The following is a 22,248-nucleotide window of genomic DNA, read 5'->3' on the forward strand; positions in this document are numbered from 1 at the left end:
GACGCCCCGACCGCGCGCCGCCTCAGACGGCGCCGGCGCCCTCGCGGACGCGCAGCGACGGGTCGTCCGCGGCGCGCAGCCGGAGCGTGTACAGGTCGTCGGGCGACAGCGGCATCGCGTCCACCCGGATCCCCTCCGCGTCCTCGACCGCCGACGCGATCACCGCCGACACGGGGATGACGCCCGCCTCCCCCGCGCCCTTGATGCCGAGCGGGTTCAGCGGCGACGGCGTCTCCAGATGGTCGGTCTCGATGCGCGGGATCTCCGTCGCGTACGGCATCAGGAAGTCCATGAACGAGGCGTTGAGCAGCTGCCCCGACTCGTCGTACACCATCCGCTCGTACAGCGCGCCGCCGACGCCCTGCGCGACGCCGCCGTGGATCTGGCCCTCGACCACCATCGGGTTGACGAGCCGCCCGCAGTCGTGCACGACCGCGTACCGCAGGATCGCGACCTCGGCCGTGTCCGGGTCGACCTCCACGATCGCGGCGTGCGCGCCCGAGGCGAACGTCGAGCGCACCGGCGAGTAGTAGTCGCGGCCCTCCAGGCCGGGCTCGTCCCCGGCCGCGACGGGCGGCTCGGTGACCGGGCGCCCCACCGCGAACTGCGTCGCCGCCGCGGCCTCCTCGTCGAACGCGTACCGCAGCGGGTTGGACAGCACCGCCACCGTCCGCAGCGGAACGGCCGCGGACCGGTCGCCGCGCACGTGCACGACCCCGTCGGTGATCTCCAGGTCGTCCGGGTCGGCCTCCAGGGCCTCCCCCGCGATGCGCAGCGCCTTGCCGCGGACCTTCCGGCACGCCAGCGCGATCGCGTTGCCGCTCATCACCGCCGCGCGGGACGCGAACGTCCCGACCGCGTACCCGAACCGCCGCGTGTCGCCCGTCGTGACGTGGACGTCCTCGATGGGGACGCCCAGCTCGGCGGCGGCGATCTGCGCGAACACGGTCTCGTGGCCCTGGCCCTGCGAGGTGAGCCCGGTCGACACGTGCACCCGCCCCGCGGTGTCGATCTCGACGTGCCCGCCCTCGTAGGGGCCGACGCCGGTGCCCTCCACGTAGACGCCGAGGCCGATGCCGAGGCGGCGGCCGCGGGACGCGGCGGCGGCGCGCTCGGCCTCGAAGCCGTCCCAGCCGATCAGTTCGCGGACCTTGCGGAGCAGCTCGGGGTAGTCGCCCGAGTCGTAGATCAGCGGGCGGCCGTCCTGGAACGTCAGGCCCTGGTCGTAGGGGAACTCGTCCGGCTGGATGACGTTGGCCGCGCGCACGTCGGCGCGGTCGAGGCCGAGGTGGCGGGCGATGCGGTCCATCGTCCGCTCCATGCAGAACACCCCCTGCGGGCGGCCCGCGCCCCGGTACGGGGTGACGATGAGGGTGTTGGTGTAGAGGCTGACGACCTCCGCCCGGTACGCGCCGATCTTGTAGGGGCCGAGGAGCTGGGTGGAGGTGACGATCGGGATGATGATCCCGTACGGGGTGTAGGCGCCGTGGTCGTGCAGGATCCGCACGTCCAGGCCGAGGACGCGGCCCTCGCCGTCGAAGCCGACCCGCACGTCCTGGAGCTGCCCGCGCTCGTGCGCGGCGGAGACGAAGTGCTCGCGGCGGTCCTCGGTCCACTTGATCTCGCGGTCCAGCAGCCGCGCCGCCCACGGCACGAGGACCTCCTCGGGCCACGGGTGGACGATCTTCACGCCGAAGCCGCCGCCGACGTCCGGCGCGATCACCTCGACCTTGCCGTTCGGCAGCCCGAGCCGCGCCGCGATCGCCGCCCGCACGCTGGTGGACGCCTGAGTGGAGGAGTACACGCGCAGCGAGCCGTCGTCGGCGTCCCACCGGGCGTAGACGCCGCGGCCCTCCAGGGGCATGGACGCGCTGCGCTCGATGGAGAGCCGGAACTCCAGCACGTGCGGCGCCGCGCCGATCGCAGCGGCGGCGTCGCCGTTCTCCTGGACCAGGACGGCGCCCACGTTGCCGGGCACGTCGTCGTGGACCAGGTGCTCGGCGCGCTCCGCGTTCTCGATGCCGACGACGGGCGGCAGGGGCTCGTACTCGACGCGGATGCGTTCGACGGCGTCCTCGGCCAGGTAGCGGTCGCGGGCCACGACCATCGCCACGGGCTCGCCGACGTGCCGGACGACGTCGCGGGCCAGCGGGTACCCGGTGCGGCCGTGGGTCAGGGCGGGGTGCGGGATGAGCAGCGGCAGCGGGTCCCCGACCTTGCCGGGCAGGTCCTCCCACGTGTAGACGGCGACCAGCCCGTCGACGTCGAGCGCCCCCGACACGTCGATGTCGGCGATCCGGGCGTGCGCGTGGGGGGAGCGCACGAACGCCGCCGCGAGCGCGTCCCGCCCGAGGTCGTCGAGGTAGCGGCCGCGCCCGGTCAGGAGCCTCGCGTCCTCGCGCCGCTCGACCGGTTCACCGAAGACCCTGGTGCCCATTCACGACTCCCCGGCTGTCTCATTGCGAGAGGACGAAGCCTCGCCCTCCGCGGACCCGCTGAGCAGGTCGGCCGCGCGGTGCACCGACTTGACGATGTTCTGGTAGCCGGTGCAGCGGCACAGGTTCCCCGAGATGCCCTCCAGGACCTGGTCGTCCGTCGGGCGCGGCGTCTCCCGGAGCAGCGCCGTGACGGTGCAGAGGAAGCCCGGCGTGCAGAACCCGCACTGCAGCCCGTGGCACTCGCGGAACGCGCGCTGCACCGGCGACGGCGTTCCGTCCGGCGCGGCGAGCCCCTCGACGGTGGTGACCTCGTGGCCCGCGGCGGTGACGGCGAACATCAGGCACGAGCGCACCGGCTCCCCGTCCAGCAGGACGGTGCAGCAGCCGCAGACGCCGTGCTCGCAGCCGACGTGCGTGCCGGTGAGCCCGAGGTCGTGCCGGAGCAGGTCCGACAGCAGCCGCCGCGCCGGGACGCGGGCCGTGCGGTGCGTCCCGTTGACGGTCAGCGCGACCTCGAAGCCCTCGGCCATCAGTCCTCCGCCCTCCGCAGCGCCTCGGCCGCGGCCGCGGCCAGGGCGCGCTCGGCGAGCACGCCGGTCAGGTGGCGCCGGTACGCGGCGCCCGCGTGGATGTCGGGTTCGGGATCGATCCGCTCGCGGACGTGCGCGGCGGCCGCCGCCCAGTCCCCGCGGGGACCCGCGGCTCCGGTCAGGTCGAGGACGAGCGGCGTCGGCGCGATGCCGAGGAACCCGGCCCGGGCGGAGGCGACCCGCAGGTCCTCGTCGAGGCCGACGACGGCGGCGACGCCGCTCAGCGCGTAGTCGCCGTGCCGCCGCGCCGTCTCGGCGAACGCGGTGCCGGTGCGGGGCGGCGCGGCCGGGAAGAACGCCGAGACGGCCAGCTCGCCGGGCTCCAGCGCCGACTCCAGGGGCCCGCGGAAGAACGCGGCGGCCGGGATGGTGCGGCGCCCCCGCGCCGACGCCGCCTCGACCGTCCCGCCGAGGACGGCCAGCACCGCGGGCATCTCGGCGGCGGGGTCGGCGTGCGCGAGGCTGCCGACGACCGTCCCCCGGTTGCGGATCACCGGGTGCGCGACGTGCCGGAGCGCCCGGCCGAGCAGCGGCTGCACGGCCGCCGCCTCCGCCGAGCGCTCCACCCGCGTGTGCCGGGCGAGCGCGCCGACCCGCACGCCCTGGTCGCCGACGTGCAGCGTGTCCAGTTCCGCGACGCGGTTGACGTCGACGAGGTCGGACGGCGCCGCCAGCCGCATGTTCAGCAGCGGGATGAGGCTCTGCCCGCCCGCGAGCACCTTCCCGCCGGGCGCGGCGGCCAGCGCGTCCAGGGCCTCGCCGAGCGTGCCCGGCGCGTGGTACCCGAACGGAGGCGGCTTCACCGCGCGGTCCCGTCAGCTCGCATCTCGGTCAGCTCGCATCCCCGTCAGCTCGCATCGCCCTTCGGTTCACCCGGTTCGGGCGGCTCGCGCCGGGAGTGCCGGACGGGGCCGCCGATCTCCTGCTCCGCCGGGGCGATGACGCCGCCGCCGGTGTCCTCCGGCCGGCGCAGCACGTTCAGGACGTGGTAGCCGACCAGGACGGCGATGGTACCGAGCGCGATGCCCTGGAGCGGGAAGTCGTCGGTGACCCGGAGTGTCACGTTCCCGATCGCCAGGATGATCGCCGCCGCCACCGGGACGAGGTTGACCGGGTCGCCGAAGTCGACCCGGTTCTCGATCCAGATCTTCGCGCCGAGCAGCCCGATCATCCCGTAGAGCACGACGGTGATGCCGCCGAGGACGCCGCCCGGCGTCGCGGCGACGAGGGCCCCGAACTTCGGGCACAGCCCGAACAGGATCGCCACGACGGCGGCGACGAGATAGGCGGCCGTCGAGTAGATCCGGGTCGCGGCCATGACGCCGATGTTCTCGGCGTAGGTGGTGGTGGGCGAGCCGCCGACGGCGGTGGCGAGGGCGGTGCCGACGCCGTCCGCGGCGATGGCCCGGCCGAGGACCGGGTCGAGGTCGTCGCCGGTCATCGCGGCGACGGCCTTGACGTGCCCGGTGTTCTCCGCGATCAGGGCGATGACGGCGGGGAGCGTGAGCAGGATCGCCGAGGTCTTGAAGTCGGGGGCGTGCAGGTCGGGGAAGCCGAACCAGTCGGCGGCCCTGACGCCCGTGAAGCTCACCCGCTCGTGCGGGAACGCGGTGGCGACGCAGTAGGGGCCCTCGGCCGCGCACGGCTTGCCCGACCCGTCCAGCAGGTTCTGCCCCGGCAGCACGGAGGTGATCTTGCCCGCGGTGGCGTCGAGGAGCCACGACAGGACGAAGCCGAACACCAGCGCCAGCAGGATCGTGATCCGCGCCCAGAACCCCCGCAGCAGCACCGCGCAGAGCACCGCGAACGTCAGCGTCGCCAGCGCCGCCCACTGGTCCTGGGGCCAGTACACGGTGGCGACGACCGGGGCCAGGTTGAACCCGATCAGCATCACCACGGCGCCCGTGACCACCGGCGGGAACACCCGGTGGATGACCTCGCCGCCCACGACGTGGATGAGCACGCCGACCACCGCGAGCACCAGGCCCGCGACGAGGATCGCCCCGGTGACGGTGGCGCTGTCGCCGCCCGCCGCGCGGATCGCCGCGACCGCGCCGACGAACGAGGCGCTCGTGCCGAGGTAGCTCGGCACCCGGCCGCCCACGATCAGCAGGAACAGGATCGTCGCGATCCCGGACATCATGATCGCGAGGTTGGGGTCCAGGCCCATCACGAGCGGGAACACGAACGTGGCCCCGAACATCGCGACCACGTGCTGGGCGCCGATGCCCGCGGTCCGCGGCCACGACAGCCGCTCGTCCGGGCGGACGACCTCCCCGGGGGGCGGGGTCCGCCCGTCCCCGTGCAGCTTCCAGCCGATCATCATCGGGGGTCCTCCTGCTCAGCCGGCCGCGTTCCCGCGGGCCTGTCATGCGGGCAAGGTAGATCTACCCTGTTGGGCGGGCATCGGCGACTTCTGCCAAACCCCGCGCCCAGGATTGGGAGGACCGGCCGGTGCGCCGGCGGGCCGATCCGGGCACGGACCTCCGGGCGCTCCGGTGCGGCGTCCCGGGGTCGCCGGAACGCCGCCGCTACCCTCAGATACCTCGCATGCGCAGGACGTGAAGGGCGAGGGTGAGGTTGAGTCGCAGATGGGCGTCCTCGGTGAAGGCTCCGAGCATCCTTTCCAGCTTCCCGATGCGGTACCGCAGCGTGTTGTAGTGGAAGTGCAGCCGGCGCGCCGTCTCGGCGACGTTGAGGTTCGTCTCCAGCAGCACCTGGAGGGTGCGGCGCAGGTCCACCAGCTCCGGCTCGTCGTCGGCGGCGAGGTCGCCCAGCGTCTCGCGGACGAACGCGTGCAGCTCCTCGGGGTCGGAGACGAGGCTCAGCAGCCGGTACACGCCGAGCTGGTCGAAGTGCGCCCGCGCGCCCGCGCCGTTGAGCTGGCGCCCGACCCGCACCGCCTTCACCGCCTGCTCGTAGGCCTCGGGCAGCGCGGCCGGCGACGCCACCGTCCGGCTGATGCCGGTGGAGAACGTCCGCCGCACCGGCAGGTGCTCGGCGAAGATCGACGAGGCCTCCTTGACCATCGCCTGGACCGGGCCGGCCGTCCACTCGGCGGGGTCGTCGCCCTCGGCGCCGACGATCGCCACGACCTCGTGGGCGAAGCTCGCGACGGCCGCGCCCCGGTCGTGCCGCCGGACGGCGGCCGTCCACGCGGCGGCGAGCCGCTCCTGCGCGGCCCGCTCCTCGGCGCCGCGCACGCCGCGCGGGCCGTCGGGCTCGGCCGCCTTGCCGCGGCCCTTCCCCTCGCCCTCCGGGGAGACCGCGCCGCGCGGGCGCCCGTCCAGCTCGGCGACGACCACCATCATCGGGCGGTCCAGGTCCCAGCCGAACCCGCCGCAGTGCGCGACGATCCGGTCGTCGCCGCCCGCGCGCCCCGCGAGGATGTCGCGCAGGAAGTCGGCGCGGTACTTGCTCTCCACGGCCGCGACGGCCTGCTGTTTCGTCACCACGAGCGCGGCGACGGTCGCGGCGCGCTCCAGGATGCCGAGGTCGGTGCCGCGCAGGGTGCCGCCGGGGCTGAACGCGACGATCCGGCCGTGGTCGAAGCCGCCCGCCATCACGGGCACGACCAGGTGGTCTCCGGTGCCGTGCGCGCCGATGATGCCGCAGCCGCCGCGGCCGCACGCCGCGTGCCGGCCCGCGTCGAAGGCCCGCATCGCCTGGACGTGCTCGTCGGGGCCGGCGCCCGCGAGCACCCGCTGCTCGCCGTCCAGCACGACGACCGCCACGTCCAGCAGCGTCGCGACCTCGTCCACGACCTCCTGGAGGCCGCCGCCGCACAGCACGATCTGCACGAGCGCCCGGTGCACCTCCTCGGTGCGGGCGAGGACGGCCGCCTGCCGGTTCAGGATGTCGGTCAGCACCTGGTTCAGGATGTCGTCGAAGCCGACGTCGTTCGGGAGCAGGATGAGGGGGAAGCCGCGCCGGTCCGCCTGCGCGATCATCTCGGCGGGCAGCGAGTCCAGGTAGCGGCCGAGCTTGATGGCCAGCGCGGCCAGGCCGCGCTCGTCCAGGTCGGACACCAGGTTGTCGAGCGACTGGGGGGTGTTGCGGAGGGGGTAGCCGGTGGTCAGCAGCAGTTCGTTCGGTTTGACCCACGACAGGATGTCGGGGACCTCCATCACGTTCAGCCGCTGGACGACGCGTTCGAGTCCGGCTCGTCCGGCGATGAGGCGGGCGCCGTTCAGGGTGCTGACGCCGAGGACCTCGCCGACCGACAGGCCGTAGGTCAGGGTTCCGGTACTCGCGAGCCTGAGGGCCGGTGGGCCCGGGTCCGCAGTGGTGTAACTCATGCCAGGGGTCACCTCGCCTTTTGGTGCGTACATCGCCCGTAACGGCGTGATCGCTACCGATTCCTGATCAACACTGACAACAAAGACGAACGATGACAACCATCCTTGGCAGAATTATCCATACGTCCGATGCCGGGCCCGTTCTACCGTCATGCCGGAGGCCGGGCCGCCCGCACGCCGTGCGGCCGCCGACCCCGGCCTCGGGAGGATCCGTGACCGCTCTCGTCCGCGACCCGATCCGGCTCCCGGCCCGTCCCCGCCCCCAGGGCCGGCCCCCCGCCGCCGGCGCCGCGAGCCTCGCGCTGCGGCCGCTGCTCGACCCGCCGCGCCGCCCCGCCCGCGTCATCGCGGTGTTCCCGGCCGCGCTGTACCTGGAGATGCGGGGAGGCCCCGAGCCGCGCGTGCTCGCCGTCGTCACCTCCGACGCCGGACGCCTGCCCAACGCGGTGGTGATGGTCGCCACCCGCCGCGAGCACCCGTTCCGGTCCGTCCGCGAGGGCGCGGACGCGTTCGTCGGCGACGGCCGGATCGAGGCGGAGGGCCTCACCGTGCGCGTGCGCCGCTGGTGGGATCCCTCCCCCGCGCTCGGCGGGCTGCGGCCGGACGCGCTGGCCCGGGGCGTGCGCGCCCTGGAGGCCGAACTGACCGCGGCGGGCGCCCTCACCGCCGCCGGGCCGTCGGGCGGCGGCCTCGCCGGGCACCCCGACCCCGACGCGCTCGCCGCGGCCTGCGCCGCCGGCGACCTCGCGGGCGCGGTGGAGGCGGCCGAGCGGATCGTGGGCCTCGGCCCCGGGCTGACGCCCACCGGCGACGACATCCTGTGCGGCCTGCTGGTCGCGCTGCGGCTGGTCGGCGGCGCCGTCCGGCACGGCGGGGCGGTGCGGCTGGCCGACTGGCTCGGCGCGGCCGTCACCGCCGACGCGGGCACCCGCACGACCGCGCTGGCCGCGACGCTGCTGCACTGCGCGGCGGCGGGCCACGCGGGCGCCGAGGTCGCCGCCGTCCTGCGCGGCGTCGCCGGCCACGAGCCGCCGCAGGCCGCCGTGCGCCGCCTGCTGGCGCTCGGCCACACGTCGGGCACGGACCTGGCGCACGGCGTCCTCGCCGGCTGCCGCGCCGCCCTCGGAGGGCGCGTATGAGGGACTGGGTCGAGGTGCGGCGGGGGGGCTACCACGATTCGGTCACGCTGATGCGGGTGAGCCGGCTGCTGTCGGAGCGGCCGGGCGTCGCCGGGGCCATGGTCGCGATGGGCACCGGGCTGAACCGCGAGATGTTCGGCCGCATGGGCTTCGCCGTGCCGGACGAGGCCGGGCCCGACGACCTGGTCGTGGCGATCCGGGTCGAGGACGAGGGACCCGGCGGAGCCGGACTGGACGAGGCCAGGGAGGCGCTGGAGGGACTGCTGCGGGAGGCGTCCCGCCCGCCCGCGCGGGAGGGGCTGCTGGGGGCGCCGGCGCCGGCCAGGACGACCGGGTCCGCGGCGGCCCGCGGCGAGGCGACCGTGGCGCTGCTGTCGGTGCCGGGGCCGCACGTCTTCCCCGAGGCGATGGACGCCCTGGACGCCGGCCTCAACGTGATGATCTTCAGCGACAACGTGCCGGTCGCGCAGGAGATCGCGCTGAAGGAGGCGGCGGCGCGGCGCGGGCTGATCGTGATGGGCCCGGACTGCGGGACCGCCGTGGTCGGCGGTGCGGGCCTGGGGTTCGCCAACGCGGTGCGGCCCGGCCCCGTGGGCGTCGTCGCGGCGTCCGGGACGGGCGCGCAGCAGCTGATGTGCCTGCTGGACGCCGCGGGCGCCGGCGTCAGCCACGTGCTCGGCGTCGGCGGGCGGGACCTGTCGCCCGAGGTGAGCGGACGGTCGGCGCTGGCGGCGCTGGCCGCCCTGGACGCCGACCCGGCCACCGACCTGATCGTGCTGGTGTCCAAGCCGCCCGCGCCGCAGGTGCTGGACCTGATCCGGGAGGCGGCGCGGCGCCTGGACACCCCGGTGGTGTTCGCGCTTCCGCTGCCCGGCGAGGACGACCTGACGCGGGCAGCGGAGAAGGCGCTGAGGGCGCTCGGCCGGCCCGTCCCGGCATGGCCCCGCTGGACCTCCCCGCGCGCCGCCGCGCCCGTGCGCGGGCGGGCGCTGCGCGGCCTGTTCGCGGGCGGGACGCTGCGCGACGAGGCCGAGATGATCGCGCGGGACGCGCTCGGCCGGGATCTGGAGGCGCGCGGCCACCGGTTCACCGACTTCGGCGACGACGCCTACACGCGGGGCCGCCCGCACCCGATGATCGACCCGACGCTGCGGCTGGAGGCCCTGCGCGCCGAGGCCGCCGACGACGGCTGCGGCGCCCTGCTCCTGGACGTGGTGCTCGGGTACGGCGCCGAGCCCGATCCGTCCGCCGCCCTCGCCCCGGCCGTCGCCGCGGCGCTGCGGGACCGCTCCGACCTCGCCGTGGTGGTGTCGTTGTGCGGGACGCCGGCCGACCCGCAGGACCGCGACCGGCAGGCCGTCGCGCTGTGCGAGGCGGGCGCCGACGTGTTCGCCTCCAACGCGCAGGCGACCCGGCACGCCCTCACGCTGGTGGACGGGCCGATCGTCGAAGGGACGCCCCGATGAGGGACGAGCGGGACACGCGGCGCGACACACACCGCGACACACACCGCGCCCACCGGCTGGGCGGGCTGCTCTCGCGCGAGCCGAGCGTCGTCGCGACCGGCGTGGAGGTGCTCGCGAGCGCGCTCGCCGACCAGGCCGTCCCGGTGGAGGCCGTCGACTGGCGCCCGCCGCCCGCCGGGACGGAGGCGGCGCTGGCGGCGGTCCTCGGCGCCCCCGGCCACGCCGAGGCCAACGCGCGCGCCGTCCGGCGGATGGTGACGGCGCGCCCGCACCTGGTGGACGTGCGCCCCGCGCGCGACGTGCTCGGCCTGGAGCCGGGGACGTTCCTGCACGCCGGCCCGCCGCTGGAGTGGGACCGCGCGTCCGGCCCGATGCGCGGCGCCCTCGTCGGGGCGATGCTCCTCGAAGGGCTCGCCGAGACGCCGCGCGGCGCCGAGCGCCGGCTGGAGCGCGGCGCGGCCGTGTTCGAGCCGTGCCACCACCACGCCGCGGTCGGCCCGATGGCGGGCGTCGTCAGCCCGTCCATGTGGATGCTCGTGGTCGAGGACGCCGAGCACGGCGGGACCTCCTACTGCTCGCTCAACGAGGGCCTCGGGAAGGTGCTGCGGTACGGGGCGTACGGGCCGGAGGTGATCGAGCGGCTGGCGTGGATGGGCGACGTGCTCGGCCCGGCCCTGCGGGAGGCGGTGCGGCGGCACGGTCCGCTCGACCTGATGTCGCTCATCGCGCAGGCCCTGCAGATGGGCGACGAGCTGCACAACCGCAACCGGGCGGCGACGTCGCTGCTGCTGCGCGAGCTGGCGCCCGCGCTCGCGGCGGCCGAGGAGGTGCCCCGGGCGAGGGCCGCCGAGGCGCTGGCGTTCGCGGCGGGCAACGACCACTTCTTCCTCAACGCGGGGATGGCGGCGGCGAAGGCGTGCGCGGACGCGGCCCGCGGCGTGCCCGGTTCCAGCCTCGTCGTGGCGATGGCCCGCAACGGCACCGACTTCGGCATCCAGGTGTCGGGGACGGGCGACCGCTGGTTCACCGGCCCCGCCGGCGTCCCGGACGGCCTCTACCTCGGCGGCTACGGCCCGGACGACGCCAACCCCGACATCGGCGACTCGGCGATCACCGAGACGGCCGGGATGGGCGGGTTCGCGCTCGCCGCCGCGCCCGCGATCGTGCGGTTCGTGGGCGGCGAGGTCCCCGACGCGGTCGCCGCCACCCAGCGGATGTACGAGATCACCCTGGCCGAGCACCCGGTGCTGCAGATCCCGCTGCTGTCCTTCCGGGGCACCCCGGTGGGCGTGGACGTCGCCCGCGTCGTCCGCACCGGGATCCTGCCCGTCATCGACACCGGCATCGCCGGGCGTGAGGCCGGCACGGGCCAGGTCGGCGCGGGCCTGGTCGAGCCGCCCGCGAACGTGTTCGCCGACGCCCTGCACGCCCTCGCGGAGACGGTGTAGCGGGAGCGGCGGGGCGCCGGCTCCCGCCTCGGCGACGGCGGGGTAACGTCGCCCGCATGAGCGAGTCGATCACCGGGGGGCGCGCCCTGACGGGCGAGCAGTACGCGCTGAGCGCGGGGCACTACCAGGCCGTCGTCACCGAGTCGGGCGCGAGTCTGCGGGAGCTGACCCACCGGGGGCGCCCGCTGGTGCTGACGCACGGCGCCGACGAGCCGGCCCCCGCCGCGTCCGGGCACCTGCTGGTCCCGTGGCCGAACCGCGTCGACCGCGGCCGCTACGCGTACGGCGGCGAGACGCACCGGCTCGACCTGTCCGAGCCCGAGCGGGACTGCGCCATCCACGGCCTGGTCCGCCTGGCGGCGTGGACCGCCGCCGAGCACGAGCCCGACCGGGTGCGGCTCACGCACCGGCTGCTCGGCGCGGCCGGGTACCCGTTCCGCCTCGACCTGGAGGCCGAGTACGTCCTCGACGTGGCCGAGGGCCTGCGCGTGCGGATGACCGCGCGCAACACCGGGACGCGGACCGCCCCCTACGGCCACGGCGCGCACCCCTACCTGACGGTCGGCGAGCCCGTCGACGGCTGCACGGTCACGCTGGGCGCCGACCGGTACGTCCCGGTGGACGACCGGACGATCCCGTCCGGGCCGTCCCTGGACGTCACCGGCACCCCGTACGACCTGCGCACCGGGCCCGTGTTCGGCGACCGGCGGATCGACAACGCGTTCACCGGGCTCAACCGCGACGGCCACGGCCGCACCTGGGCGACCCTGTCCGGGGGCGGCCGCACGGTCGCGCTCTGGGCCGACGAGGCGCACCCGTGGATGGAGGTCTACACCGCCGACCACGCCCCGCGCCCGCGGATGGGGCTGGGCGTCGAGCCGATGACCTGCCCGCCCAACGCGTTCGTGTCCGGGGAGGACGTCGTGGACCTCGAACCGGGCGCCGAGTTCAGCGGGACCTGGGGAATCCGGGTGTTCTGATCACGCCGGATCGGTTCCCTCCCCGGCGGCGGTTGGGGGATCATTGCAGGGTGAACCTCAGCGTCTCCTCGTACGACGATCTGTCCGCGCGCATCGCCGCCGTCCGCGACGCCCACGGCGAGCGCTTCCCCGGCGGCGCGGAAGGCCGCCAACCGGTCCACACGGTGTACGTCCCGGCGGACCGGTTCTCCCGGTCGACGCCCGCCGACTTCGGCGCCGAGGCGCTGAGGCTGCTGAACACCCACACGCCCGGCGCCGGGTCGTTCGGCGCGGCGTTCGGCCTCGATCCGGAGCTCGCCGGGACGGTGCGCGAACGCGTCGCGGCGAAGCTGGCCACCGAGCCGGTCGAGGACGTCCGGATCGACTTCGAGGACGGCTACGGGGTGCGCGACGACAAGGAGGAGGACGCCCACGTCGAGCAGGTCGTCGAGGCGGTCGGCGCCGCGTACCAGGTGAAGGGCCTGCCGCACTACTGGGGGCTGCGGGTCAAGTCGTTCGCCGACGGCGGCCACGAGCGCGCGATGCGGACGCTGGACGGGTTCCTGACCGCGCTGCGCGACCGGCTCGGCCGGCTGCCCGGCGGGTTCACCATCACCTTCCCCAAGGTGACCTCCGTCGATCACGTCAAGCTGTTCGTGGAGTTCCTGGACCGGCTGGAGACCTCCCTCGGGCTGCCGCAGGGCATCCTGCGGTTCGAGATCCAGATCGAGATGCCGCAGGCGCTGATGGACGACGAGGAGAACCGGATCGGCCTCCAGCCGTTCGTCACCGAGGCGCAGGGCCGCATCACCGCCGCCCACTTCGGCGTGTTCGACTACACCGCGGCGCTCGGGCTCCCGCCGCACGAGCAGCGGCTCGACCACCCCGCCTGCGACTTCGCCCGGCACATCATGCAGGTGTCGCTGGCGGGCACGGGGGTGCGGCTGTCGGACGGCTCCACCAACATCATCCCCCGCAACGACGGGCCCGACGAGGTCAACGCCGCGTGGGCCACGCACGCCGCGCACGTCCGGCACTCGCTGGCGCACGGCTTCTACCAGGGCTGGGACCTGCATCCCGCGCACCTGCCGAGCCGGTACGCGGCCGTGTACGCGTTCCACCTGAACGGCGCCGACGACGTGATCGGACGGGTCCGCGCCTGGCACGAGCAGGCGGGGAACGCGAGCGGCGTCCTGGACGAGCCCGCCACCGTCAAGGCGCTCACCGCCCGGCTGCGCCGTGCGGTCGACTGCGGGGCGCTGGACGAGAGCGTCCTTCCCGCGGGCGGCTGAGCGCGGACAGGTCTTCCGGGGTGTCGATGTCGTCGGGCGCGGCGACGTCGTCGCACGGGACGGGCGTCACCAGCTCCGGGTGGGCGCGCAGGTAGCCGCGCGCCCCCTGGTCGCCGACCGCCGCCTCGGCGACGCCGGCGAGATGCCCCGCGGCCAGCAGGACGGGGTTGCGCGGCGCACCCCCGTAGGTGGCGACCGCGATGCCCGCGCCCTCCTCGAACGCCGCGACCAGCCGTCGCACGGCGGCGGGCGTCACCAGGGGCTGGTCGACCAGCGCGACGACCACGGCGGGGCAGCCGGGCGGCAGCGCGGCGAGCCCGGCGCGCAGGGACGAGCCCATGCCGTCGCGCCAGTCGGGGTTGGGCACGACGACGGCGCCGATGACCTCGATCTGCGCGGCGCCCGCCACCACCAGGACCGGGGAGCAGCCCCCGTCCCGCAGCGTGCGGACGCCCCGGTCGACGAGCCGCTCGCCGTCCAGCTCCAGCGTCGCCTTGGGACGGCCGAGGCGGCGGCCCTCCCCCGCCGCGAGCAGCAGGCCGGCCGGTGCTTCCTCACTGCGCAACGTCATCCCGCGAGGGTAGTGCCGTCAGCCCGACTCGGCGTGGATGCGGCCGCTGGTGTCGGTGAGCGGGCGGCCGGAACCGCCCCAGCGCAGCTGCACCAGCTCCGCCGCGATCGACACGGCCGTCTCCTCCGGCGTGCGGGCCCCGAGGTCCAGGCCGATCGGCGAGCGCAGCCGGGCCAGCTCGGCGCCGGTCAGGCCCGCCTCGCGGAGCCGCGCCGTCCGGTCGTCGTGGGTGCGGCGCGAGCCCATCGCGCCGACGTAGCCGGCCTCGGTGCGCAGCGCCACCTCCAGCAGCGGCACGTCGAACTTGGGGTCGTGGGTGAGGACGCAGATCGCCGTACGCCCGTCGATGGCGTCGCGCGTCTCCTCCAGGAACTTGTGCGGCCACTTCACCACGACCTCGTCGGCCTCGGGGAACCGCTTGGGCGTCGCGAACACCGGCCGCGCGTCGCACACCGTCACGTGGTAGCCGAGGAACTTGCCGATCCGGGCGACGGCCGCCGCGAAGTCGATCGCGCCGAACACCAGCAGCCGCGGCGGCGGCGCGAACGAGTGCACGAAGACGGTGAGGTCGTCCAGCCGCCGCTCCCCCTCCGGCCCGTAGTGCCGCTGGCCGGTGAGGCCCTGGGCGAGCATGCCGCGCGCGTCGTCGTCCACCGCCGCGTCGAGGCGGGCCGCGTGCGGGGCGCCGGGCGCGAGGGATCCGGACGCGCGGTCGGTCCAGACCACGCGGCGGGCGCCGATCCGGCCGGGCCCGGCCACGACGGTGGCGACCGCGACCGGCTCGCGCGCCTCGATGGCGGCGGCGACGTCGGCGAACTCGGGGAAGGTGTCCGGGCCGACGGGCTCCACCAGCACGTCCAGGATCCCGCCGCAGGTCAGCCCGACGGCGAACGCGTCGTCGTCGCTCACCCCGTACCGCTGGACGACGGGTTCGCCGGTCTCCAGGACCGTCCGCCCCAGCTCGTACACCGCGCCCTCGACGCAGCCGCCGGACACACTGCCCGCGACCTCCCCGTCGGGCGAGACCGCCATCGCCGCCCCCGGAGGGCGCGGCGCGCTGCGGAAGGTGTTCACGACGGTCGCGAGCGCGAACGTCCGCCCGGACCCGTACCAGCCGGCGATGTCGCCGAGCACGTCACGCATGAGCCCTCCCCTTTCCGGCGCCCGCGACGAGGCGGGCCAGTTCCTCCAGCGCCGCGAGGCTGTGCCCGGAGGTGAAGTCGTCGACGTGCGGGAGCGCCGCGGCCATCCCCGCGGTCAGCGGCTCGTACCCGGGCCGCGCCTTGTGCGGGTTCGCCCACACCACCCGGTGCGCGAGCCGGTGCAGCCGCGCCATCTGCGCGCCGAGCAGGCCGGCGTCGCCGCGCTCCCACCCGTCCGAGGCGATCACCACGACGGCGCCGCGCGCCAGCCCCCGCTGCCCGAACCGGTCGAGGAACTCCTTCAGCTCCTCGCCGAGGCGCGTGCCGCCGCTCCAGTCCGGGATGGCCGCGGACGCCGCCGCCATCGCCGCGTCCGGGTCGCGGTGCCGCAGCTCACGGGTGAGGCGGGTGAGGCGCGTCCCCGCGCTGAACACCTCGACGTCCCGGCCGCCCGAGCGCGCGGCGGCGTGCGCGAACCGCAGCAGCGCGTCGGCGTACGGGCTCATCGACCCGCTGACGTCCACGATCAGCACGACCCGGCGCGGCCGGGTGCGGTGGCTCCGGTGCCGGAGCAGGGAGGTCTCGCCGCCGCGCCGCAGCGTCTCCCGGACGGTGCGGGCGGGGTCGAGCCGCCCGGTCGGCGTCGGCGCGAACCGCCGCGACCTGCGCCGCTCGGCGCCCGCGTCCAGCAGGGCGATGAGCCGCGCGACCTCGGCGCGCTCGGCGGCGCCGAGCCGCGCGACGTCGCGGTCGCGGAGCACCTCGACGTCGCTGGCCGTGGCCGCCTCCAGCTCCTGCGGCCCCTGCCCGCCGCCGCGCCCGCCCGGCTCCGCCATCGGCACCCGGCGCACCACGACCGGCGGCCTCCCGCGTCCCGGGCGGGCGGTCGCGCCCGAGAAGTACGCGGCGAAGCAGCGGTCGTAGCGGGCGAGGTCGTCGGGGTCGGCGCACAGGGTGAGCCGGCCCGCCCAGTACACGTCGTGCGGGTCGAGAACGTCGAGATGGTCGAGCGCGGCGAGCATCGCCTGGACCCGCTCGGGATCGGCGGCCCCGCCCGCCGCGCGCACCGTCCTGGCGAAGCCGACCATCGTCTCGGTGACGTCCCGGTCCACGGTCACCCCCCGTCGAGCAGTGCCTCTAGCCCGGCCGCGCCGTCGCCGCCGAGCACGCGCTGCTGGTCCTCGCGGTACTTCAGGACGGCGCCGAGCGTCACCGCCGCCGTACCCGGGTCGAGGTCGCGGACGCCGAGGGCCACGAGCGCCTCCGTCCAGTCCAGGGACTCGGCGACGCCCGGCGGCTTCAGCAGGTCGGCCTCGCGCATCCGCTGCGCGGCCCGCGCCACCTGCCCGGCGAGCCGCTCCGCCGCGTCCGGCAGCCGCCGCCTGATGATCGCGACCTCGCGGTCGAACGAGGGGTGCTCCAGCCAGTGGTACAGGCAGCGGCGCTTGAGCGCGTCGTGGACCTCGCGGGTGCGGTTGGACGTCACCACGACCACCGGCGGCCGCTCGGCCCGGATCGTGCCGAGCTCGGGGACGGTGATCGTGAAGTCGCTGAGGACCTCGAGCAGGAACGCCTCGAACTCGTCGTCGGCGCGGTCCAGCTCGTCGACGAGCAGCACGCTGGGGGACGTCTCCAGCGCCTGGAGCAGCGGCCGCGCCAGCAGGAACCGCCGGTCGTAGAGCTCGCCCTCCAGCCGCGACACGTCGCTGACGCCCGCGGCCTCCGCCGCGCGCAGGTGCAGGAGCTGGCGGGGGAAGTCCCAGTCGTAGAGCGCCTGCGACGCGTCGAGGCCCTCGTAGCACTGCAACCGGATCAGCGGCGCGCCGAGGCCCCGCGCGAGCGTCTTGGCCAGCTCGGTCTTGCCGACGCCGGCCTCCCCCTCCAGGAACAGGGGCCGTCCCATCCGCAGGGCGAGGAAGCAGGCCGTGGCGAGCCCCTCGTCGCACAGGTAGCCGTTCCTGTCGAGCAGGCCCGCGAGCTCCGCGGGCGATCCGACCTGGTCCACGGTCATCGGCGCCGCCTCCCCCACGGATCACAGGCTACTCAGCCCGAGACCCAAGTCACACATCTGGTTCCGTACGGATCCGGCTCGGCCGCCCGCCCTACTTTGCCGCGCTATGGGAACCTCCCCCTCCGATAAAAACCTGTCAAAGCAGTAGGGAAAGTTGACTTTTGGACGCGGGCTGAGCAGCATCGGAGCCATGCGAAGCGGTGATCCCGATGACCTGCCCCATGGGGACGACCTGACCGACGAGGCGACCTACGAGCGCGTCCGATCCCCCTCCCGGAGGGGACTCCTGCGGCTGTCGGCGGGAGCCGGGCTGACCGCCGGCCTCTCCGCGGCCCTCGGCCCGCGGCCCGCGGACGCCGCGACCGGAATCGTGAAGCCGCTGCCCCCGGAGCTGTTCGTCCCGCAGGGCACGAACGCCGAGATGCGGTGGGAGGCCATGCGCGGGCAGGGGTACCTCACCCCCACCGACCGGTTCTTCGTCCGCAACCATGTCGCCACACCGCTCATCGACGCGCGCACCTGGCGGCTGAGGCTCTGGGGAACCGGCCTGCGCGGCGCCCCCGCCGAGGACCGCCCCGTCGAGTTCACCTACGAGGACCTCCTCCGGCTCCCGGCCGAGGAGGTCACCGCGTTCATCGAGTGCACCGGCAACGCCCGCGCGTTCTACACCTCCCAGCAGGGCCAGGAGGTGTCGGGGACCCCGTGGCGGCTGGGCGGCGTCGGCGTGGCCCGCTGGCGCGGCGTCCGCCTGGCGACCGTCCTGCGTCGTGCAGGTGTCACCCCTGAGGCCGTGGACATCATGCCGCGCGGGCTGGACGCTGAGTTCGTGGACAAGGGCGAGAACCTCGGCCGCGTGCGGCGCCCCCTGCCGATCGCGAAGGCCATGAAGGACGCGCTCCTCGCCTACGAGATGAACGGCGCCCCCCTGCCGCCCGACCACGGCCACCCGGTGCGCCTGGTCGTGCCCTCGTGGACGGGCATCGCCTCCATCAAGTGGCTGGGAGACATCCAGGTGGCCGACGAGCCGCTGTTCTCCCCGTGGAACACCCGCTACTACCGGCTCTTCGGGCCCGGCTACCCCGAGGAGGGATCGCCGCCCCTGACCCGCATGAACGTCAAGTCCGCGTTCGAGCTGCCCTGGGAGGCGTCCCTGCCGGCGCGCCCGCACGTCCTGCGCGGCCGGTCCTGGTCGGGCAGCGGCCGCATCCGGCACGTCGAGGTCAGCGTGGACGGCGGCAGGACGTGGCGCCGCGCCCGACTGCGGGACCGCCACCCGAGTCCCCGCGGATGGGTCCGCTGGGAGCTGCCGTGGCGACCCGAACGGCCGGGCCGCCACGAACTCCTGGCGCGCGCGACCGACGAGACCGGCACCACCCAGCCCGCGACCGCCCCCTACAACACGCTCGGCTATCTCTTCGGCGCCGTCGTACGGCACCCGGTCACCATCACCTGAAAGGGCACCCATGCCACTGTGGAAGCCAGACCCGACGTTCTACGCCTCGCCGCGCGACGCCGCCTCGGCGCCGCCGGAGAAGCTCGCCTACGTCGCGGCGTTCGACCGGGCCGCGGAGAAGCCGGACGCGATCGCGGTGCTCGACGTGGACCCCGGCTCCGCCTCCTACGGCTCCGTGGTCGGGTGGACCGAGCTGCCCTATCTCGGCGACGAGCTGCACCACTTCGGGTGGAACGCGTGCAGCAGCGCCCTGTGCCCCGGCTCCCCGCACCCGCACGTCGAGCGGCGGTACCTGATCGTCCCCGGGCTCCGGTCGTCGCGGGTGTACGTCATCGACACCAAGGACGACCCGACCGCCCCGAAGATCGTCAAGACGCTGGAGCCGGACGAGCTGGCCAAGCGCGCCGGGTACTCGCGCCCGCACACCGTCCACTGCGGGCCCGAGGGCCTCTACCTGACCGCCCTCGGCGGCGCGAACGGGGAGGACGGCCCCGGTGGGATCGCGCTGCTCGACCACACCTCGTTCGAGGTCCTCGGACGCTGGGAGGTCGACCGGGGCCCGCAGCACTTCGCCTACGACGCCTGGTGGCACATCGCGCACGACGTCCTCGTCGCGTCCGAGTGGGGCACGCCGTCCATGATCGAGGACGGTGTCGTCGGGGAACTGCTGCTCGGCCGCAAGTACGGGCACTCGCTGAACTTCTTCGACCTGCGCAAGCGCAAGCACGTCCAGACGGTCGACCTCGGGGACGAGCACCAGATGGTCCTGGAGCTGCGCCCCGCGCACGACCCGACGAAGCTGTACGGGTTCGCGGGGGTGGTCGTCAGCGTCGAGGACCTGTCGGCGTCGGTGTGGGTCTGGCACCGCGACGGCGACCGGTGGGCCGCGACCAAGGTGATCACGATCCCGGCCGAGCCGGCCGACCCGGACGCCCTCCCGCCCGTCATCCGGCCATTCGGGGCCGTGCCCCCGCTCGTGACGGACATCGACCTGTCGGTGGACGACCAGTGGCTGTACGTCTCCTGCTGGGGCACCGGCGAGCTGAAGCGCTACGACGTCAGCGACCCGTTCCACCCGGTCGAGGCGGGCTCGGTGCGCATCGGCGGCATCGTCGGCCGGACCCCCCATCCCGCCGACCCCGGTCGCCCCCTGGCGGGCGGGCCGCAGATGGTGGAGGTCAGCCGCGACGGAAAGCGCGTCTACGTCACCAACTCGCTGTACGGCTCGTGGGACGACCAGTTCTATCCCGACGGCGTCGGCGCCTGGATGGCCAAGCTCGACTCCACCCCGGACGGCTTCTCGTTCGACGAGCGGTTCTTCCCCAGCGGCGACGACTTCCGCGGCCGCCGCCCGCACCAGACGCGTCTCCAGGGCGGCGACGCCTCCTCGGACTCCTACTGCTACCCGTGAACGACGGGTCGCTCGCCGCACTCGTCGCGCTCGGCGCGTTCCACGGCCTCAACCCGGCCATGGGATGGCTGTTCGCCGTGGCCCGCGGACTCCAGGAGCGCAGCCGGTCCCTCGTGCTGCAGTCGCTCCCGGCCATCGCCGCGGGCCACGCCGCCTCCGTCGGCGCCGTCGCCGTCCTGGTCGCCCTCACCCGCTCCGTCGTCGCGACCCGCGCGGTCGCGATCGGCGGCGGGGCCGTGCTCGTCGGGTTCGGCCTGTGGCGCCTGCTGTCGCGGCGGCACTTCCGCTGGGTCGGGATGCGGATCTCGCTCTGGCAGCTCGCCGGCTGGTCGTTCCTGATGTCGTCGGTGCACGGCGCGGGCCTGATGCTGCTGCCCGTGCTCACCTCGTCCGGGACGGCCCCGGCGGGCCACGACCACGGACTGGCGTCGTCCTCCGGCAGCGCCCTGTCGACCGGGATCTTCGTCACCGCCGTGCACACCCTGTCGATGTTCACCGTCGCCGGCGTGATCGCCGTCCTCGTCTACGAGATCGTCGGCCTGGCCGTCCTGCGCCGCGCCTGGTTCAACCTCGACCGCCTCTGGGCCGTGGCCCTCATAGGCGCCGGCACCATCACCGCCATCACCGCCTGGTGACCCGGCCGGTCCAGGGCGTCAGGTGGGGTCGGGGGCTTCGCCGCGCGTGTGGAGGAGGGCTCGGAGTTCGGTGAGCTGGTGGGCGGCGCGGGCCTTCTCGGCCCCGTTGATGCCCATGGCGGGCAGGGAGGTGCCGTCGGCGAGGTCGAGCGTGGGCCAGGGGTCGCCGGTGGTCATGGAGACGCCGACGACCTCGGGCCATTCGAGGCGGCGGGTGCGGAAGGCGTTGACGACCGTCAGGCCGGACTCGTCGGCGCCGACGCGGCAGCGCGCCAGCATGTGCAGCACCCAGGCGACCACCGCGGCGAAGGCGACCATCAGGATCCGGTCGAACAGCTTGAACTGCGGCGCCACCACCACGGCGAGCACGATCATGCCGAGCACGATCACGCCCGCCGTGGTGTAGGCGACGAGCCGGGTGGTGCGGGGGCGCCACACCGTCGGCAGGGCCGGGACGTCAGTCAACGATCTTCGCGATGGGGATCTCGAGGATGTCGTGGGCGCCCGCCGCCTTCAGCGCCGGGATCAGCGTGTTGACGCCGCGCTTGGCCACCACCGACTCCACCGCGTTGGACTCGCCGCCGGCCAGCGAGGTGACCGTGGGCGAGGCCATCGCGGGCATGATGTCCAGGACCTTCTGCAGGTCGCCGTGCGCGACGTTCAGCTTCAGCAGCACCTTGCCGCGGGCGCGGATCACGCCCTGCAGCAGCAGGGAGATGTCCTCCATCGCGGCGCGCTTCTCGGCGTCCTCGTAGGCCTCGCGGTTCGCGACCAGCTCGGTGTAGCTGGTCAGGAGCGTGTCGAGGATGCGCAGGCCGTTCTTGCGCAGCGACGAGCCGGTCTCGGTGAGGTCGACGATCGCGTCGACGATGTCGGGCACCTTCGCCTCGGTCGCGCCGTAGGACGGGACGACCGTGGCCTTGACGCCGTGCCGGTCGAGGTACCGCTTGGTCATCGCCGGGAACTCGGTGGAGATCCGCACGCCCTCCGGCAGGTCCGCCACGGACTGCCAGGGCGCGCCGTCCGGCACCGCCATGATCACGCGGACCGGGTTGGAGGTCGCCTTGGAGTACTTCAGCTCGCCGAGGCTGACGACGTCGGCGTCGGTCTCGGTGATCCAGTCGCGGCCGGTGATGCCGAGGTCGAACAGGCCCTGTTCGAGGTAGGTCGGGATCTCCTGCGGGCGCAGGACCCGGACGCGGTCGATGCGCGGGTCGTCGATGGAGGCGCGGTAGTCGCGGTCCGAGGCGCGCTGGACGGTGAGGTCGGCGGCGTCGAACAGCTGCATGGTCGCCTTCTCCAGCGACCCCTTGGGCAGAACGAGTGACAGCACGGATGAGCCTTTCGATGAGGATGGGTACGGGACACCGGGTTTCGGGAGCGCGGACGGCCCTG

The 22,248-nt window shown here is 74.9% G+C and carries 19 protein-coding genes; 8 read left to right on the forward strand and 11 right to left on the reverse strand.

Annotated features, from left to right (window positions below; genetic code table 11):
• Nucleotides 1–22: 22 nt before the first annotated feature.
• The 5 genes from cutA to AB0C87_RS33560 all read right to left on the reverse strand — a co-directional run bounded on the left by cutA (nucleotide 23) and on the right by AB0C87_RS33560 (nucleotide 7,326).
• Nucleotides 23–2,437, reverse strand: coding sequence for an aerobic carbon-monoxide dehydrogenase large subunit (gene cutA / locus AB0C87_RS33540; RefSeq protein ID WP_345175598.1), 2,415 nt, complete (start codon nucleotides 2,435–2,437; stop codon nucleotides 23–25).
• The gene (locus AB0C87_RS33545; protein WP_360581195.1) at nucleotides 2,438–2,968 is read right to left on the reverse strand and encodes a (2Fe-2S)-binding protein; all 531 of its coding nucleotides are present in this window, start codon (nucleotides 2,966–2,968) and stop codon (nucleotides 2,438–2,440) included. It abuts the gene before it with no gap.
• Nucleotides 2,968–3,831 (reverse strand): FAD binding domain-containing protein, encoded by an 864-nt coding sequence (locus AB0C87_RS33550; protein ID WP_360581197.1) that lies wholly within the window; start codon nucleotides 3,829–3,831, stop codon nucleotides 2,968–2,970. Before AB0C87_RS33550 ends, AB0C87_RS33545 begins: the two co-directional genes overlap by 1 nt.
• A gap of 44 nt (nucleotides 3,832–3,875) precedes the next feature.
• Nucleotides 3,876–5,354: a solute carrier family 23 protein gene (locus tag AB0C87_RS33555; RefSeq protein ID WP_360581199.1), complete on the reverse strand. Its 1,479-nt coding sequence runs from the start codon at nucleotides 5,352–5,354 to the stop codon at nucleotides 3,876–3,878.
• A 211-nt stretch (nucleotides 5,355–5,565) separates the two neighbouring features.
• Entirely contained in the window at nucleotides 5,566–7,326 is a 1,761-nt protein-coding gene (locus tag AB0C87_RS33560; RefSeq protein ID WP_345175606.1) for a PucR family transcriptional regulator ligand-binding domain-containing protein, read from the reverse strand.
• 212 nt (nucleotides 7,327–7,538) lie between these two features.
• Here AB0C87_RS33560 and AB0C87_RS33565 point away from each other — a divergent pair, with 212 nt between their 5' ends.
• Genes AB0C87_RS33565 through AB0C87_RS33585 form a run of 5 tightly spaced genes read left to right on the forward strand, consistent with a single transcriptional unit; the run spans nucleotide 7,539 to nucleotide 13,630 of the window.
• Nucleotides 7,539–8,465 carry a DUF2877 domain-containing protein gene (locus AB0C87_RS33565; protein WP_360358657.1) on the forward strand — a complete coding sequence of 309 codons (927 nt, stop codon included), beginning with the start codon at nucleotides 7,539–7,541 and terminating at the stop codon, nucleotides 8,463–8,465.
• Entirely contained in the window at nucleotides 8,462–9,931 is a 1,470-nt protein-coding gene (locus AB0C87_RS33570; protein WP_360581201.1) for an FdrA family protein, read from the forward strand. The genes AB0C87_RS33565 and AB0C87_RS33570 overlap by 4 nt, the downstream gene beginning before the upstream one ends.
• Entirely contained in the window at nucleotides 9,928–11,379 is a 1,452-nt protein-coding gene (locus AB0C87_RS33575) for a DUF1116 domain-containing protein (protein WP_360581202.1), read from the forward strand. The genes AB0C87_RS33570 and AB0C87_RS33575 overlap by 4 nt, the downstream gene beginning before the upstream one ends.
• Nucleotides 11,380–11,435: 56 nt before the next feature.
• Nucleotides 11,436–12,359 carry an aldose 1-epimerase family protein gene (locus AB0C87_RS33580; RefSeq protein ID WP_360581204.1) on the forward strand — a complete coding sequence of 308 codons (924 nt, stop codon included), beginning with the start codon at nucleotides 11,436–11,438 and terminating at the stop codon, nucleotides 12,357–12,359.
• Between the two features lie 50 nt (nucleotides 12,360–12,409).
• A complete protein-coding gene (locus AB0C87_RS33585) occupies nucleotides 12,410–13,630 on the forward strand; it encodes an aldolase (RefSeq protein WP_360581206.1) in 1,221 nt (406 codons plus the stop codon).
• On the opposite strand, the gene AB0C87_RS33590 is transcribed toward AB0C87_RS33585, so the two are convergent.
• From AB0C87_RS33590 to AB0C87_RS33605, 4 genes are read right to left on the reverse strand one after another with little or no spacing between them, the layout of a single operon-like run.
• Nucleotides 13,560–14,201 carry a nucleotidyltransferase family protein gene (locus tag AB0C87_RS33590; protein ID WP_345184686.1) on the reverse strand — a complete coding sequence of 214 codons (642 nt, stop codon included), beginning with the start codon at nucleotides 14,199–14,201 and terminating at the stop codon, nucleotides 13,560–13,562. The two genes, AB0C87_RS33585 and AB0C87_RS33590, sit on opposite strands and share 71 nt — an antisense overlap.
• Nucleotides 14,202–14,219: 18 nt before the next feature.
• Nucleotides 14,220–15,344 carry an XdhC family protein gene (locus AB0C87_RS33595; protein ID WP_345184688.1) on the reverse strand — a complete coding sequence of 375 codons (1,125 nt, stop codon included), beginning with the start codon at nucleotides 15,342–15,344 and terminating at the stop codon, nucleotides 14,220–14,222.
• Nucleotides 15,337–16,455 (reverse strand): VWA domain-containing protein, encoded by a 1,119-nt coding sequence (locus AB0C87_RS33600; RefSeq protein WP_345184690.1) that lies wholly within the window; start codon nucleotides 16,453–16,455, stop codon nucleotides 15,337–15,339. Before AB0C87_RS33600 ends, AB0C87_RS33595 begins: the two co-directional genes overlap by 8 nt.
• Nucleotides 16,456–16,457: 2 nt before the next feature.
• Complete coding sequence (locus tag AB0C87_RS33605; RefSeq protein ID WP_345184791.1) at nucleotides 16,458–17,354, reverse strand: MoxR family ATPase; 897 nt, start codon at nucleotides 17,352–17,354, stop codon at nucleotides 16,458–16,460.
• Nucleotides 17,355–17,544: 190 nt separating this feature from the next.
• On the opposite strand from AB0C87_RS33605, the gene AB0C87_RS33610 reads away from it, so the two are divergent.
• Genes AB0C87_RS33610 through AB0C87_RS33620 form a run of 3 tightly spaced genes read left to right on the forward strand, consistent with a single transcriptional unit; the run spans nucleotide 17,545 to nucleotide 20,853 of the window.
• On the forward strand, nucleotides 17,545–18,807 hold the full coding sequence (locus tag AB0C87_RS33610; RefSeq protein ID WP_360581209.1) for a sulfite oxidase: 1,263 nt from the start codon (nucleotides 17,545–17,547) through the stop codon (nucleotides 18,805–18,807).
• 10 nt (nucleotides 18,808–18,817) lie between these two features.
• Nucleotides 18,818–20,218, forward strand: coding sequence for a selenium-binding family protein (locus AB0C87_RS33615; RefSeq protein ID WP_345184694.1), 1,401 nt, complete (start codon nucleotides 18,818–18,820; stop codon nucleotides 20,216–20,218).
• Nucleotides 20,215–20,853, forward strand: coding sequence for a hypothetical protein (locus AB0C87_RS33620; RefSeq protein WP_345184696.1), 639 nt, complete (start codon nucleotides 20,215–20,217; stop codon nucleotides 20,851–20,853). Before AB0C87_RS33615 ends, AB0C87_RS33620 begins: the two co-directional genes overlap by 4 nt.
• Before the next feature lie 18 nt (nucleotides 20,854–20,871).
• Here AB0C87_RS33620 and AB0C87_RS33625 read toward each other — a convergent pair whose 3' ends face one another.
• Both AB0C87_RS33625 and hisG read right to left on the reverse strand, forming a co-directional pair.
• Complete coding sequence (locus AB0C87_RS33625; protein ID WP_345184700.1) at nucleotides 20,872–21,318, reverse strand: PH domain-containing protein; 447 nt, start codon at nucleotides 21,316–21,318, stop codon at nucleotides 20,872–20,874.
• Complete coding sequence (gene hisG / locus AB0C87_RS33630) at nucleotides 21,311–22,186, reverse strand: ATP phosphoribosyltransferase (RefSeq protein ID WP_345184702.1); 876 nt, start codon at nucleotides 22,184–22,186, stop codon at nucleotides 21,311–21,313. Before hisG ends, AB0C87_RS33625 begins: the two co-directional genes overlap by 8 nt.
• Nucleotides 22,187–22,248: the final 62 nt, after the last annotated feature.

This window comes from Actinomadura sp. NPDC048021 (assembly GCF_040653135.1).
Classification (GTDB): Bacteria; Actinomycetota; Actinomycetes; order Streptosporangiales; family Streptosporangiaceae; genus Spirillospora; species Spirillospora verrucosospora.

Bases quoted from the DNA above. Each gene is read 5' to 3' on its own strand.
- AB0C87_RS33560 (WP_345175606.1), bottom strand. From the start codon at position 7,326: ATGAGTTACACCACTGCGGACCCGGGCCCACCGGCCCTCAGGCTCGCG.
- AB0C87_RS33575 (WP_360581202.1), top strand. From the start codon at position 9,928: ATGAGGGACGAGCGGGACACGCGGCGCGACACACACCGCGACACACAC.
- AB0C87_RS33555 (WP_360581199.1), bottom strand. From the start codon at position 5,354: ATGATGATCGGCTGGAAGCTGCACGGGGACGGGCGGACCCCGCCCCCC.
- cutA (WP_345175598.1), bottom strand. From the start codon at position 2,437: ATGGGCACCAGGGTCTTCGGTGAACCGGTCGAGCGGCGCGAGGACGCG.
- AB0C87_RS33615 (WP_345184694.1), top strand. From the start codon at position 18,818: ATGCCACTGTGGAAGCCAGACCCGACGTTCTACGCCTCGCCGCGCGAC.
- AB0C87_RS33610 (WP_360581209.1), top strand. From the start codon at position 17,545: ATGCGAAGCGGTGATCCCGATGACCTGCCCCATGGGGACGACCTGACC.
- AB0C87_RS33545 (WP_360581195.1), bottom strand. From the start codon at position 2,968: ATGGCCGAGGGCTTCGAGGTCGCGCTGACCGTCAACGGGACGCACCGC.
- AB0C87_RS33590 (WP_345184686.1), bottom strand. From the start codon at position 14,201: ATGACGTTGCGCAGTGAGGAAGCACCGGCCGGCCTGCTGCTCGCGGCG.
- AB0C87_RS33595 (WP_345184688.1), bottom strand. From the start codon at position 15,344: ATGCGTGACGTGCTCGGCGACATCGCCGGCTGGTACGGGTCCGGGCGG.
- AB0C87_RS33580 (WP_360581204.1), top strand. From the start codon at position 11,436: ATGAGCGAGTCGATCACCGGGGGGCGCGCCCTGACGGGCGAGCAGTAC.
- AB0C87_RS33570 (WP_360581201.1), top strand. From the start codon at position 8,462: ATGAGGGACTGGGTCGAGGTGCGGCGGGGGGGCTACCACGATTCGGTC.
- AB0C87_RS33605 (WP_345184791.1), bottom strand. From the start codon at position 17,354: ATGACCGTGGACCAGGTCGGATCGCCCGCGGAGCTCGCGGGCCTGCTC.